General features: G+C 41.7%; 11 protein-coding genes. 3 read left to right on the top strand and 8 right to left on the bottom strand.

Features of this window, described 5'->3' with window-relative positions; genetic code table 11:
- Nucleotides 1-183: 183 nt before the first annotated feature.
- A complete protein-coding gene (locus QQK21_RS03175; RefSeq protein WP_284190747.1) occupies nt 184-1,080 on the top strand; it encodes a DUF3943 domain-containing protein in 897 nt (298 codons plus the stop codon).
- Nucleotides 1,081-1,122: 42 nt separating this feature from the next.
- Here the strand turns inward: QQK21_RS03175 and QQK21_RS03170 are convergent, their stop codons facing one another.
- From QQK21_RS03170 to QQK21_RS03160, 3 genes are read right to left on the bottom strand one after another with little or no spacing between them, the layout of a single operon-like run.
- A complete protein-coding gene (locus tag QQK21_RS03170; RefSeq protein ID WP_284190746.1) occupies nt 1,123-1,821 on the bottom strand; it encodes an MOSC domain-containing protein in 699 nt (232 codons plus the stop codon).
- 31 nt (nt 1,822-1,852) lie between these two features.
- Complete coding sequence (locus tag QQK21_RS03165) at nt 1,853-2,095, bottom strand: hypothetical protein (protein WP_284190745.1); 243 nt, start codon at nt 2,093-2,095, stop codon at nt 1,853-1,855.
- A gap of 1 nt (nt 2,096) precedes the next feature.
- Nucleotides 2,097-2,825, bottom strand: a complete 729-nt coding sequence (locus QQK21_RS03160) for a glutamine amidotransferase-related protein (protein WP_284190744.1) — start codon at nt 2,823-2,825, stop codon at nt 2,097-2,099.
- Nucleotides 2,826-2,904: 79 nt separating this feature from the next.
- Between QQK21_RS03160 and QQK21_RS03155 the strand changes: the two genes are divergently transcribed.
- Complete coding sequence (locus tag QQK21_RS03155; RefSeq protein ID WP_284190767.1) at nt 2,905-3,729, top strand: AraC family transcriptional regulator; 825 nt, start codon at nt 2,905-2,907, stop codon at nt 3,727-3,729.
- An 84-nt stretch (nt 3,730-3,813) separates the two neighbouring features.
- Here QQK21_RS03155 and QQK21_RS03150 read toward each other — a convergent pair whose 3' ends face one another.
- The gene (locus tag QQK21_RS03150) at nt 3,814-5,010 is read right to left on the bottom strand and encodes an SGNH/GDSL hydrolase family protein (protein WP_284190743.1); all 1,197 of its coding nucleotides are present in this window, start codon (nt 5,008-5,010) and stop codon (nt 3,814-3,816) included.
- 260 nt (nt 5,011-5,270) lie between these two features.
- Here QQK21_RS03150 and QQK21_RS03145 point away from each other — a divergent pair, with 260 nt between their 5' ends.
- Nucleotides 5,271-5,786 (top strand): glycine cleavage system transcriptional repressor, encoded by a 516-nt coding sequence (locus QQK21_RS03145; RefSeq protein WP_284190742.1) that lies wholly within the window; start codon nt 5,271-5,273, stop codon nt 5,784-5,786.
- A 37-nt stretch (nt 5,787-5,823) separates the two neighbouring features.
- On the opposite strand, the gene nspC is transcribed toward QQK21_RS03145, so the two are convergent.
- From nspC to QQK21_RS03125, 4 genes are all read right to left on the bottom strand, one after another.
- Nucleotides 5,824-6,957, bottom strand: coding sequence for a carboxynorspermidine decarboxylase (gene nspC, locus QQK21_RS03140; RefSeq protein WP_284190741.1), 1,134 nt, complete (start codon nt 6,955-6,957; stop codon nt 5,824-5,826).
- 70 nt (nt 6,958-7,027) lie between these two features.
- On the bottom strand, nt 7,028-8,272 hold the full coding sequence (locus QQK21_RS03135; protein ID WP_284190740.1) for a carboxynorspermidine synthase: 1,245 nt from the start codon (nt 8,270-8,272) through the stop codon (nt 7,028-7,030).
- A gap of 18 nt (nt 8,273-8,290) precedes the next feature.
- Nucleotides 8,291-11,188, bottom strand: a complete 2,898-nt coding sequence (locus tag QQK21_RS03130) for a pyridoxal phosphate-dependent class III aminotransferase (RefSeq protein WP_284190739.1) — start codon at nt 11,186-11,188, stop codon at nt 8,291-8,293.
- Nucleotides 11,189-11,692: 504 nt separating this feature from the next.
- Nucleotides 11,693-14,525, bottom strand: a 2,833-nt coding sequence (locus tag QQK21_RS03125) for a cadherin repeat domain-containing protein (RefSeq protein WP_284190738.1), incomplete at its 5' end; no start/stop codon positions are given.

Raw genomic sequence — 14,525 nt, 5'->3', positions numbered from 1 at the left:
CACTTATCAATTAAGAATCTTAATTCACATGCGGGATGTATAATAGCCAACGCTCATCATAGTTTGAGTGTAGCTAAGAGTATTAGTTTCTTAATTAGCACAAGTTACGGTTTTCATTCTAGTGACTTTGTTGGATAATCGTGAACTCAGGACAATTTAAGAACAAGATTATGGAGTTTATCCGTGTACAAAAAATACATCACGACTTTGATGTTGTCGTTTTCTGCTTTCACAAACGCCAACATCCATGAAACTCCTAAGCAAATTGAGCTACGGTATACCGTCGAAGATAACCATAGCGATGACCTTTTCAACACGCCATACTCATATCACTCATCAAATGCTTACCATTTAGGTTTAACCGAGTCAGATTTAAAGCTTGAAGAGCCAGAGCTGCCTAAATACCTAACTGTGAAAAATGAGAAAGACTGGGATTATCTTAAAGGTCAAACATACACTATTTTGGGTCTCAGTGTTGTGACAGTGGGATTAATGACCCTACTGCCAGAGTCAATCACCAAATGGGATGAAGAAGATCGTGATTTAAGTGATCTTGGTTCTAAGTGGAAGGATAATGTTACATCAGGTCCTGTTTGGGATAGGGATGATCATTTTCTTAACTACGTTATGCACCCGTATTTTGGTGGTGTCTACTACACAGCAGCTCGGCATGCTGGATTCAATGAATTCGAGTCGTTTCTTTATTCTGCTACCTTATCCACTTTCTTTTGGGAGTATGGTGTTGAAGCATTTGCTGAAGTTCCCTCATGGCAGGATCTTTTCATTACGCCTTTCTTTGGTGCTGTTGTTGGTGAGATGATGTTTGATGCCGAACAGGATATTGTCTCTAGTGGCGGTGAAGTGTGGGGCTCAGAAACGATGGGTGGTGTAACCTTGTTCCTACTTAACCCCGTTGGGCATATCCATGGCTGGGTAAGTGACGCCTGGGGAGGCTCCGCTGAGTTTCAGTTCAACACTAAGCCTTGGTTTGGTAACCAAGATGCCGCTAAATTTGCCATAGACTCAGGTGCCAACTACGACGATTTTTTTTACGGCGCAGAAATGAAGATTACGTTCTAACAGTCGCTTTTTGCATGCCTGTTATAAAGGCATGCTCCCCCTTTATCGAGATTCATCTTTTGGTCCATCTAACCTAGGGGACCAATTTTCAAGTTGGCGATCACTCATCCTACGCTGAACAAGTTTTTTCCACGACTCCACTAAAGGCAATTGTGCGAGTTGTAGCAACTGGACTTCGTCGAGACAGCCTTCAAAAATTAGACCCATTATTTTTGTCAAAGGCCAATCTGGATAAGGCCTTTCGCACAAAATAATTTCATCACCTTGACCTATATCTCCTTGTTGGAGAACTCTAAAATACCAACCTGTTCGCAAGGAATCCTGTAGTCGCTTCGCCATATTCTTTTGCTCAAAACGAACATTCAACTTCCAACATGGCATTCTACCTTGAGAAACTTCAAGTAAAGCCGAACCAATACGTATCTTGTCGCCCAAACAGATATCTTTTTCAGTGATTCCAACAGAACTGATATTCTCTCCAAAAGCGCCGACATGATTTAACGCCTCTCGCTCACCAAGTTCTTTAATCCAGTCTTTATAGTGTTCACTAGGATATATATGTATGGCCTTTTCAACCCCGCCATGAACACGTAAATCTCCTTGCTCATCACCATCAATCCCCAAAAAGTGGACAGCCTGACGACCAGACACTATTTGCTTGTCGATTGCGCTTTGCGCCCCTCGAGCAAATGCGACAGCCTTACCTGTGAGCACATAATTGACTCTGCTTAAATCTTGCACGATGATGCCCTCGATAAAAATATGCCTGCGCTCAAAGATTAGGAATAGGTTCATAGACAGGCAAAGCAGCCAAAATTTCTATGCTGTCCCCCGTACTCTTGAGATAACGAATGTCATGATCTGAATAGAGAGTTTGTACATGGTATCCTTCTTCGGGAGGAAATTTCTCAAGAACAAGCTCCAAATTTTTTTCCCTTTTTTCTTTGTCTATATTTTCAATACTTATACTGAAAAGTAGCGTCTCATCTTTGGATATGTCTACTCGATATCTCATATCACTTTACCTCATATTGCAGATATTTGTTCACTAACCTATCCAAAAACTCACCAAGTAACTGATTCATTCTAACCGTGTGCATTGCCAAAATTTCTCGCTCAGATTGTACAAATTGTTGTGTATTATGGTCTGCAAGCAATTGGTGACTATTTTCAATAAGTGGAGGTAGCTCAGAAGAGGTCAATTCGAGATGACATTGAAAGCCATAAACCAAAGGAGCATAACGTACAATTTGACGCGAACACCCCTGACTAAACGCAAGCACTCTTGAATCTTTGGTGAGTCCCGGCATATCGCTATGCCAGTGGCCAACAATTTCCTCAACCTCAAAACTGCCAAGCAAAGGGTCACTTAGTCCATGTTGAGTCAGTGTTATTGGAAACGACCCAATTTCTCGTTCAGGACTGGTTGCATAACCAGCACCTAAGGCCTCTCCAATCAGTTGTGCACCTAAGCAAACTCCGACTACAGCTTTGTTGTTCAAAATCGCCTCATTGATAAAGCTCTTTTCACTATGGGCATCAAAATAGGGGCTCTCATCCTGTGACGTTGATGGATTTTGAGGACCACCCAAGACAACAAGCAGATCAAACCCTAAAGCATCGGTAGGTAAAGTTTCTCCCAAGTACAAACGTGTATAACTGATTTGGAATCCATTTTTAAGTGCCCAATATTCAAAATACCCTGGTCCCTCAAACACTTCATGAATAACAAAATGAATCTGCATAGTCGCTCCTGTAATAGCTGGTGAAACTATGCTAACCTCAACTGGAAATGTCGAGATAGGGATAATGGGACATCTTATAATGCTAAGTCGCCAATCAATACTCACTGAAAACGGATTAACCGCTAATGAGATAATCGCCAAAAACCCCAACTCTCCTGTTTTGGTTAAAACGATCGAGATGTCCAAAGGTTATGTCGACAGCATGCATTACCATGATTGGCACCAAATCATTTTTCCAATAAAAGGGCTATTGCAAACACAATCGGGAAACTATCAATACCTTCTACCGCATACGTCGGCTTTATTTGTACCAGCCAGCCTCAAACATGAATCTATTGCGCTATCAAGTACCACGTTTATCGGTATTTACATCAATCCTACATTTGGTCAAACATACGAAGACAAGTTAAGAACGCTTTACCTCACACCATTTCTCAAACAGCTACTTCAAGAAATACGCAGAACATATTTATATGAAAATGCCATCGATCAAACACTTCGTTTGTTAGATGTACTGCACGATCAGGTTTATGCTAGCGAGGTAGTGACGTTTCAACTTCTCTTACCCCAAGATAGAAGGCTGAAGTTTATCTTTAATCAACTGACAGAAAACCCAACATTAGACTGGTCCCTAAAAATCTGGGGAGATAAAGTCGGTGCGTCAGAGCGCACCTTGTCTCGGCTATTTTTCAAGGAGTTCAACACATCATTTCCTCGTTGGCGTCAGCATCTCCGGCTTATATATTCTCTGCCACTCTTAGATGAAGATCTTCCAATTCAAATCATTGCTGATAAAATTGGATACAAAAATGATTCATCCTACATTAAGGCGTTTAAGTCTTATTTTGATCTCACACCACAACAATTTCGACTCAATAAAAACCACCAATATTCCGATCTGTAAAATATGTCATTAATATACCGAGAAACGATATTTCAAGTTAATTGACTGGCAAACGTACTGGTGGTGTCATTCATAACAAATTGACTACTCGGCGATATTGTCTGAACCCGATTGACCAAACTCTTTGACGATAAAGTCGCACATTCGTGATGCAAGAATTTGGTGAACCTCTTGGCTGGGATGAACTTGGTCATGAAACACATGCCTATGAGCAGGGTCAAATGATTCACTGTTTCCCTTAAACCCGAAATATCGCCATAAATCAACATAACCAGCTTGTTGTTCTGTTTTTGTATTGTATCCAATAGTCTTTGCCTTTACGGCTAAGTTATTAAGCTCACCTCCAAAATCAAAAAATCTTATCATGACTCCTTCACTCTGGTATGCCTTATTAAGTTCTCTTAACATAGCTTGCATTTCTATATTATGTTCATGAGAGATTTTGGACATTTTGTCTTGATATTCTTTTCCTTGTTGATGCGCATAGGCTGTCGTTGAAAGATCAGGGACTCCTGTGACCAATATATGTTTTACGCCTTTTTTCTCGACTAGCTTAGTGATTTGATTTCTATAGCAGTTCAGCACTTTTTTAATATCTCGCTTAGAAAACGTCATATAGTCATTAGCACTCAACGCCAAAACCACCATATCTCCTTGCTTAAAACCCTGTTTTTTCTCGTGCTTTCTAATTTGTCGACTCATGTGGGATATTAGAATAAAAGTTGGGTCCAGCTTGGAATAACGAGCTGTAACGGCTCCACCTTCTGCATAATTAAATAGTTTAAAATTTTCGCGGTCATCCTTGTCTTTAATATATTTTTTCAAATATCCATCAGAAGATATAAAGTCTGGCCAGACAAACCCGTTAGTGAAGCGCCCTTCATGATACTGCCTTGATGACAGCATAATACCTAAGGTTTTTGATCTCATTCGCCCATGGGAGTCCGATAAGCTATCACCGATGACCACCAAGCGTTTTATACCTTTCAAGAATTTGGTTTCTATATCAGAGCTAAGTTCAGCAGTTTCTTTATGGTTTTTCGTCGCAAGTTCATACAAAGGCTTTTTACGATGACTAATATTGGTTTTGACTAGCTCTCGCTGCATGAATATGAAGTCTACGTTTGACTTAGACTCTAGTCCAAAAGACGGTAGCGACGCAGATCGACTTCTACTGTGCTCTGATGCTTTTGACACAGAAGAGACCTCAAGATTCCTCTCGGCTAAATCCTTGTTATAAAAAGACGAACTAAACACTCTACCTAAAGCTGACACCTTCATATCATCACCGCAAATATTACTTAAACAAGTGATTTACACTGACAATATAAAATTAAAAATCACCAGAAAAGTTATGAAATTTGCTGCTAAAGTTGCCACACTCAATATGGATATTAATAAATGTGGCACGAGTGGCGCATTCGACATTTTTGTCAAATCATTGCAATCCAACTTTAAACATTGACCCAAGTCAAACCTCATTTGCAAGTAGCCTCTACAATCAAACTGTATAAATAGATAAACTTTTCTTAGGTAGCCTTATGAACCGTATTTTTATCGTAAGTTTTGCAGGAAGCGCTACACCAACCATGATTAAGAAGCTCGCCAGTATTACCCATGATCATGGTGGAAAATGGCTAGTCAGCAAGGTGAACTTTCTTGAAGATCAAGTTGCGGGGGTCATTAAAGTTGAATTACCCCAAGAAAATGAAAACTTGGTCAAAGAGGCTTTTTGTAATTGCGAAAACTTACTTGTTAGATTTGGGAAAGCTAAAAATCACTCTCAACACGTAGCAAGTATCTATAAGCTACGCTTAGATTCCGCTGACCGAGCAGGAATTGTCAATGAGATAAGCCATACCCTTGATAAACAAGATATTCAAATATTAGATATGGACTGTCAACGTGTCTTTGTTGCTGGTGGTGGTGGCGTGAGCTCGAGTTTATTTACCGCAACGATGACCGTTAGACTCCCTGATGATTTTATCATAGAGGATGTAGTTAAAGACCTAGAAGCCCTCAGTATTGGAATCCGAGTCATCGTGGAATCTAGCTAATGGGTAGCTAGACTACCCATCGCCGGTCAGTGTAACCTTATTTTACGCTCCATTGAGAAAGAGAGCGTTTAAAGTCTGAATAATCAAATTCATTGAGTTTTTGCAGCTCGCCATTTGAGCGCTCACAATACACAGATGGCATACGTAAACCATTAAACCAGTTAAGTTTCACCATGGTATAACCTGCACTATCCATAATATGCAGCCGCTGCCCAATTTCAAGCGGGCTATCAAAGCTAGCAATACAGAACTGATCGCCCGCCAAACAAGAACAGGAACCAATCACATATTCATGCGTACCTTTACTTGATGCTTCACGAACAGAAGCAGGCTCATTGTAAATCAATGTATCTAAACGGTGCGCTTCTGTTGCTGAGTCAACAATAGCGGTCTTCATGCCATTCTCAACCAAATCAACCACAGTCACCACTAAGTCCGTGGTATTGGTTATGATAGCCTCGCCAGGCTCTAGATAAACCTGCACCTCATGCCTTTTTGCGAAAGCTTTCAGCGCTAAGCCCAACCTTTCAATATCATAACCTGGCCACGTAAAGAACACACCTCCACCTAAGCTTACCCAAGAAAGTTTGTCTAGATATTGGCCAAACTTCTCAGAGACTGAATCAAGCAAATCAATGAAGGCCTCCACATCTTTGTTTTCACAATTCATGTGGAACATAACACCGTCGATATTTTCAAATACTGCTGAGTCTATATGATCAAACTGCACACCCAACCGAGAAAATTGTCGTGCTGGATTTGCTAAATCTTGTCCTGCATAACTGACACCTGGATTAAGGCGGAGTCCAATAGATGCTTTATTTTCGACGATATGACGATAAGCAGATAGCTGACTGTGTGAGTTAAAAATTAGCTTATCACAAAGGTTGGCAACTTCACGGACATCATCTTCACTGTAACCCACGCTATATGCATGAGTTTCGCCACCGAAGGTTTCATAACCAAGCTTCACTTCATATGGACCAGAGCTAGTCGTACCATCCAAATATGGCTTAATGATGTCGAAAACGCCCCAAGTTGAAAAGCATTTCAGCGCTAAAACCAACTTTGCACCTGAAATCTCTTTGAGCTTTTTGGCTTGCTCCAAATTCTCAATCAACTTATTTTCGTTGATCATGAAATAAGGAGTTTTAAGATCACTTTTCTGCATTTTAATTACCATAAAATTGAATAAAGCCGATACCAAAGTACCGGCTTTGAAATAAATACTGAACTTGGAATTATTTCAAAATTTGAATATCGGGTTGACCGACGTCCAATTCTTGAACATGCCAATCAAGGCCAATCTCTGGCATGGTTTCCAAAAATGGGTCTGGATCAAGTTGTTCCATATTGAACACACCTTTATCCGCCCATTTACCACGGAAAAACTGCAATGCTGCTGTAATCGCTGGCACACCTGTTGTGTAAGATATGGCTTGATGTTCTACATCTTCGTACGCCACTTGATGATCCGCATTGTTGTAAATAAATACACTGCGCTCTTTACCATCTTTCTTTCCCTGTACCCATGTTCCGATACAGGTTTTACCCACGTACCCCGGAGCTAGAGATGTTGGATCAGGGAGCAAGGCTTTAAGCACATGTAAAGGCTGAACTGTGGTTCCATCATGAAGTGTCAATGGCTCAGGGCTAAGTAATCCAATATCTCGCATACAGTTGAAATAATTTAAATATTTATCACCAAAACCCATCCAAAATTCAATGCGTTTTGCAGGGATAAATTCTTGCATTGATCTGACTTCATCATGGGCCATAGAGTAAACTTTATGCTTACCAACTAATGGAAAATCAAATTCTAACATCCGAGAATGGCAAGGGACCTGCTTCCATTGTTCGTTTTCCCAATAGAAAGAGTCGCCTTGAATTTCCAGCATGTTAGTTTCTGGGTCAAAATTGGTCGCAAATTTTTTACCATGGTCACCAGCATTCACATCCATAACATCAATGGTATCGATCTCATCAAACAGATGCTTCACTGCGTAAGCGGCAAAAACAGAAACGACACCAGGATCGAAACCAGCGCCAAGAATTCCAGTGATTCCTGCCTCAGCAAACTTCTCTCGGTAGCCCCATTGCCAATCATACGCTTGTGGTACTTGCTGTCCTTCAGAGCACAGGTCCACAGCAACAGATGTATCGAGGTAAGACACTTTAGTTTGATAACAAGCCTCCATGATCGTCATATTGACCCAAGGGGGACCGGCATTAATGACCAAATCAGGCTTCACTTCCTCGATCAGAGCAACAAGAGCTTCAACATCATCGGCATTGACCGCACGAGCTTCAAGTTTTTTACTTGAGTCTTGCAAATTGCCTTTCTTATCGATTGAAGCAATGATCTTTTCACACTTTTCTAGTGTGCGTGAGGCAATTGTAATATCACCTAGTACTTTGTTATTTTGCGCCGCTTTGTGTGCAACTACCCAGCCAACACCGCCTGCACCAATCTGTAAAATAGCCATAATTCTCTATTACCTAGGTTACACTAGCTCGTCGGCTAGCTTGTTAATTTTCAAAATTAAAGATTCAAAGTCAGACAAGGTTAAACATGGATTTAAAATCGTAAACTTGAGTGCAGTCTTCCCATCAACAACCGTTTCGCCTAATACGGCAATACCACGGGTCAAAGCTTCTAATCGTACTGCTCTATTCAATTCATTTAAATCCGCTGAATTTTTATTACTAACTCGAAATAACACTGTCGACAATAATGGCTTAGACAAAAGCTCTAGGTTTTCTTCTCTGTTGATTAAATCCGCGACTTTCTGAGTTTGTTCGAGCAGATGATCGTACATGGCACCTAATGTATCAGGCCCCACATTCTGCATAGTCATAAACACTTTTAGTGCATCAAACCGTTTTGTCGTTGCAATCGATTTATCGACCAAATTAGGTAGCTCATCATGCTCGCGATTAAGATAATCAGCATGATGGAGCAAGTACTTGAAGCTAGCCTTATTTTTAACCAGCAAAGAGCCACAGCTTATTGTTTGATAGAATAATTTATGAAAATCAACACTCACCGAATCAGCACGTTCGATGCCAGATAAACGCTCCTTGTGACGACTTAAAATTAATGCACCGCCGTAAGCACCGTCTACGTGCATCCACATCTGATATTTATCGGCGATATCTGCTATGACGTTTAGGTCATCTATTGCACCATGATCAGTAGTGCCAGCTGTACCAACAATGGCAAATGGAATAAGCCCTTGTGATTTTGCTTCTTCGAGTGCTTTTTCCAGTTGCGAAGTATCCATTGTACCATCGGTATTGGTCGCAACAGTCAAGATAGATTTATCACCAAGTCCCATCCAAGATGCAGCTTTATGAAGGGTAAAGTGAGATTTTTCTGAACAGATAATTCTCAATTTATCGGCGTAATCTGGAAGTCCATGCTGACGTACAGAATGATGGGATATCTTGTCTGCTACCCAATCACGAGCAAGCATAAGTCCCATTTGGTTACTCTGAGTACCGCCACTAGTAAAAATACCGTCAGCCTCTTGGCCCATTTCATACTTGTCACAAAGCCAGCGGACAACTTTCTGCTCAACATACGTCGCAGATGAAGCTTGATCCCAAGAATCCATCGATTGATTCAGTGACGCTATCACCGTCTCTGCCACAACTGAAGACAACAGAGGAGGAGTATGCAGGTGAGCAATACAATGAGGATGTTGAGTAAAAATCGCGTTTTTACCAACAAGTTCTGCGGTACTACCTATGATATCGACCAAATGTGATTGTTGGTTATTCAGATCAATAGCATTAATGGATTGCTCAAGTAACTTAGGATCTAAACCTGAATAAGGTTTATCTGCTTGCTCAAACACCTTTTTCATTGTCGCAGTCGCATGATTCATGACTTTGACAAATTCATCACATCCCAAAGTACCTGTTTGAATGAAATGTTTCTGCCAAGCTTGATTAGGCTCTTGCACATCTTTGTAACTGCCGCCAGAAACGAGAATAGCTTCTTCAATGACACGCAACGCAAAGTCAATCTGCTCAAAGGTTATGATGAGAGGTGGCAAAAACCGGATTACAGAACCGTCACGCCCACCTTTCTCAACCATTAGCCCTCTTTCAAGAGCGGCTCTTTGAATCGCTAGGGTCAGCTCGCCATCTGATTCGGGCTCGCCAAATTTATTTTTCTTCTGACTAGGTTTGCAGATCTCAATCCCCAACATCAGTCCCTTACCGCGCACATCGGCGATACAGTTGACTCGTTTTTGGATATCCTCAAGCCCCAAACGTAAGTATTGACCTGCAACATTTGCATGTTCAACAAGATTATCGCGCTCGATTATCTCAAGCGCTTTCGCTCCTGAGACCATTGCAAGTTGATTACCTCGAAACGTTCCCGTGTGCTCACCGGGTAACCAAGTATCATGATCTTTGTTGATGACAAGTAGAGACATTGGCAGGCCGCCGCCAATCGCTTTCGACAAACACAAGATATCAGGCACTATCCCAGCTTCTTCAAAAGCAAAATTGTAACCAGACTTGCCAACACCACACTGTATCTCATCAAAGATCAGTAGTATTTCATGCTCATCACAAATACGACGCAGCTCTTGGAGCCAAAATGCAGGAGCAGGAATAACGCCGCCCTCACCTTGAACAGGTTCAACGATTATGGCTGCTGGCTTCATGATTCCTGCTTCGTCATCGTTAAGTAATCGCTCAATATAACGAATACCCGCTCGTGCTCCCTCATCACCGCCTAAACCAAATGGACAGCGTAAATCGTACGGGAATGGCATGAAATGCACATCAGACATCAAGCCGGTGCGACGCGCCTTGGTACCTAAATTGCCCATCATCCCCATAGTGCCATTAGTCATTCCATGATAAGCACCGCGAAACGCAAACATGGTATTCCTACCTGTCGTTTGTTTGGCTAGCTTAATTGCTGCTTCCACAGCATCTGCACCTGAAGGGCCGCAAAACTGAATAACACAGTTTTCGCCAAGCTCTCTGGGAAGAAAGTTTTTTACTGATTGAATAAAATGTGTTTTAGCGTAGGTCGCAATATCAAGCGTTTGGTATGGAAGACCAGAATCTAGCTGACTTTTCAGTGCTTGATTTATCTCTGGGTGATTATAACCCAATGCAAGAGTACCCGCACCGGCTAGACAGTCTAGGAAAATTTGACCTCGAGTATCTTCAACAAGCACACCATACGCTTGCTTAATGGCAATAGGCAAACGGCGAGGATAAGAACGAACTGCAGACTCATGCTCTGATTGCTCCTGCAAAACAGCGTCTGGCGTAAGATCATAGACTCCATCAACGATAGGAATCTGTGATACAAAAGGGGTTGCGATAGTGTTTTCATTTAACGAATTATCGACTTCAAAGGCAGTGCTCATGACTCGCTTCCTCGATATTCTGTATATCCTTTAACCATAATATGGGATAACAGATATAGTGATCCTTTCACATCAAGCTCATCAGTAAATGACGATGTGAATGCATTCCACCAAAATAGATGGGTGTTTTTATCGGGAAGTAATCAAGGTTCAGTAATGCATCTGTTTTGTAATACAGGGCATTGAGGTAGAACGAAGCTGATTAATGTGTGTTTTTTATGTGAGTTCAATGTTGGGTTTCCCATCAACATGCCGCCACAGCGACAATAGTATCCCGTCTATCGACAAAAGAACTTGCCGATACCTACCCTACGTGACAAACACTCAGCTGGAATCTTTGTCACGCGTATCCCCCAGAATGAGCTCCGAGATTGCGCGCGAACTTATCACAAATCGAAAAGAATACGCAAGAATTTTGTTACATTAAAATAAATTTGTTTGCTTTTTCTCCCAAAAAAAATTGGCCCTAGAGCCAGTTTTCTATCATAAGATAGCCGTATGTGGTTAAACATTATCTGTTTTCAAGATCTGTGTAAGCATATCAAACTCATTGTTGATTGAATTATTAGCTATAAGGCCCGCATCTTCAAATGAGGAAGTGACTCCTTCAAGAATAATCGTTTGCTCCATTCCTTCATCACTTACCGTCAATACAACATCTTCATCAACAACGACGGCTTCAATTTTATCGATCAAATCAGCGACCTCAACACTATTGTCATCTTCCAAAATATCCGTAAGGTCAAGCAGATCTGTACCTAGCTCAAAGTTTTTAACCACATCCGTTCCATTATCTAATGTAGAATCAAGCCATGTGAAAATATTGTCTGAATCATCACCAAGCAGTACTTGATCACCAGACTGAGCAATTAACTCATCTCCCAGTTCTGCTGACACTACATCGTATTGAGGTGAGTTAGATACATCTATCGACACCGTTGCTTCACTGCTCACGGCCAAATTTGAATCTACCGCAACATAATCAAAGCTGACATCCTCTGTTATTTCTTGACTCCCCGATAGATATCTCAACTCCCAACTACTACCTGTAGATGTAAGCTCCATAGAGATAATATGGTTATCAGGTGATGAATACGTGAATTCATACAAAATCTGGCTATTGCCTGTATGGCCTGGATCTTTTTGGTATTGTTCGACATGTGTCGTATTATCGGCCAACGTGTAGGTAACTTCTACATAAACACTACTACCATCATTGAAGGCTCCTCCCATTCCATCGAGGCCAAACGTAACTGACCCTAATGGGTTATCACTCAAGTCAATTATTAAGGTCTCTTGCATATTCATGCCATCGCCATCATTGTCACCAATCCCCCAACCAACATGAGGCTTATCATTGATATACTGCATCAATGGCTTACCATTATTATCTGTAATACTGACGCCTATTGTTTTACCATTATCTAACGTTATTAATCTTTCTGTATCACTTACATATTCACCCCACCTATAGAACCCATCTTCACCCAACACAATATCACTTGGGTCACCGCTATATCCAATTTCAAAAGTAGGGCCAGAGCCAGGTACATAAGTAATATTATCTGGGTTCAACAGCTTGGCGCTATCAACTGGCTGACCTAGTGTGTAAAGATCTAATTCTGTTATAACCCTAATTTCTCCAGAAGCCTCTTTATAGAGAAGAGTGCCACTATCTGGCAAAGAAGTAATCATTACATTGACTTGAACACCATTAAAATCATCGTCCACATCCGAAATATGATCCAAACTCTGATCGTTAGAGTCAAACACTATAGGTATCGTAATCAAGCTTTCTGCATCAACGCTAAAGTTTTCAGCAACAGGAAGTTCATTCACATTAGTTTCTGTTAATTCCACATTGATATCAGTAGATTTTTGCAGTCCAAATCCATCAACTTCAGTGGCAGTAACAACAATATTATGAACGTTCCCAAGTGCTTCAAAATTGTTAGTAAATGCTAACACTCCAGCAGCGGTTAATGTAATTGCGCCACTGGTCGGATGAACAGAAAATAAAGCTTCATTGTTGTCATTCAGTACATTGGTCTTGATACTATAGGTAAGCGATTCACCGTCAGCATCACTCGCTGAGACCGTTCCTATTACAGTATCCTCAGTCGTGTTCTCAGAATACTCGAAAGAATACTGACTTTCATCATTAGGAGAAAACTCAGGTGCATTGTCATCGAGGTTAATCTCACTTAGATTGACCGTTACATCCGTGGTCTTAACTTGACCGAATCCAAAGGCCTCAGAAGCTGTCACTACTATGCTGTGCACATTATTCCCCAACTCATAATCGTTGGTAAATGCCGCGACGCCAGCAGCAGTTAAACTAATCTCACCGGAAAGAGGATCTACTTCAAATAGCGGTTGATCTAAGTTATCAACAACATTGGTTTTAATACTATACGTAATGCTCTCTCCATCAGCCTCTGTTGCTGATACCGTACCAATCACATAGCCATCGGTAGAATTTTCGTTATAGCTAAAGCTGTACGCGTCCCCATCGTTGGGGGTAAACTCAGGCGCGTTGTCATCAAGGTTAATCTCATTCAGATTGACCGTCACATCGGTGCTTTGCACATCGCCCAGCCCCGCCGCTTCGGTCGCCGTCACCACAAGGCTGTGCGCGTTGCTCGCCAGCTCATAGTCGTTGGTAAACGCCGCCACGCCCGCCGGCGTTAAGCTGATGGCGCCTGTACTGGCATCAATCTCAAACAGCGCCTCGTTATCGCCATTAAACACATTGGTTTTAATACTATAACTGATCGCTTCACCGTCGGCATCGGTCGCTGATACTGTGCCAAGAACAGTACTATCGAGACTATTTTCTGCATAGCTAAATGTATATTCGTTTCCATCATTAGGACTAAACTCAGGCGCATTGTCGTCAAGGTTAATCTCACTCAGGTTAACGGTAACATCCGTAGTTTGGACTTGACCGAATCCAAATGCTTCGGTGGCGGTGACGACTATACTGTGAGTATTGCCCGCCAGCTCATAGTCGTTGGTAAACGCCGCCACGCCTTCAGGGGTTAAACTGATGGCCCCTGTTGTCGCATCAATCTCAAATAAAGGCTGATCAAAACTGTTTAGGATATTGGTTTTGATGCTGTAGCTGACACTTTCACCGTCCGCGTCACTGGCCGATACCGTCCCAATCACATAGTCATCGGTCGCATTTTCGTTGTAGCTAAAGCTGTACGCCTCACCGTCATTGGGGGTGAAGGTGGGCGCGTTATCATCGAGGTTAATTTCACTCAGATTGACCGTCACATCGGTGCTTTGCACATCGCCCAGCCCTGCCGCTTCGGTCGCCGTGACCACAAGG

Origin of the sequence: Vibrio zhanjiangensis (genome assembly GCF_030161235.1) — a bacterium.
GTDB lineage: Bacteria > Pseudomonadota > Gammaproteobacteria > Enterobacterales > Vibrionaceae > Vibrio > Vibrio zhanjiangensis.
This window is presented reverse-complemented; position numbering and strand designations above follow the sequence as displayed.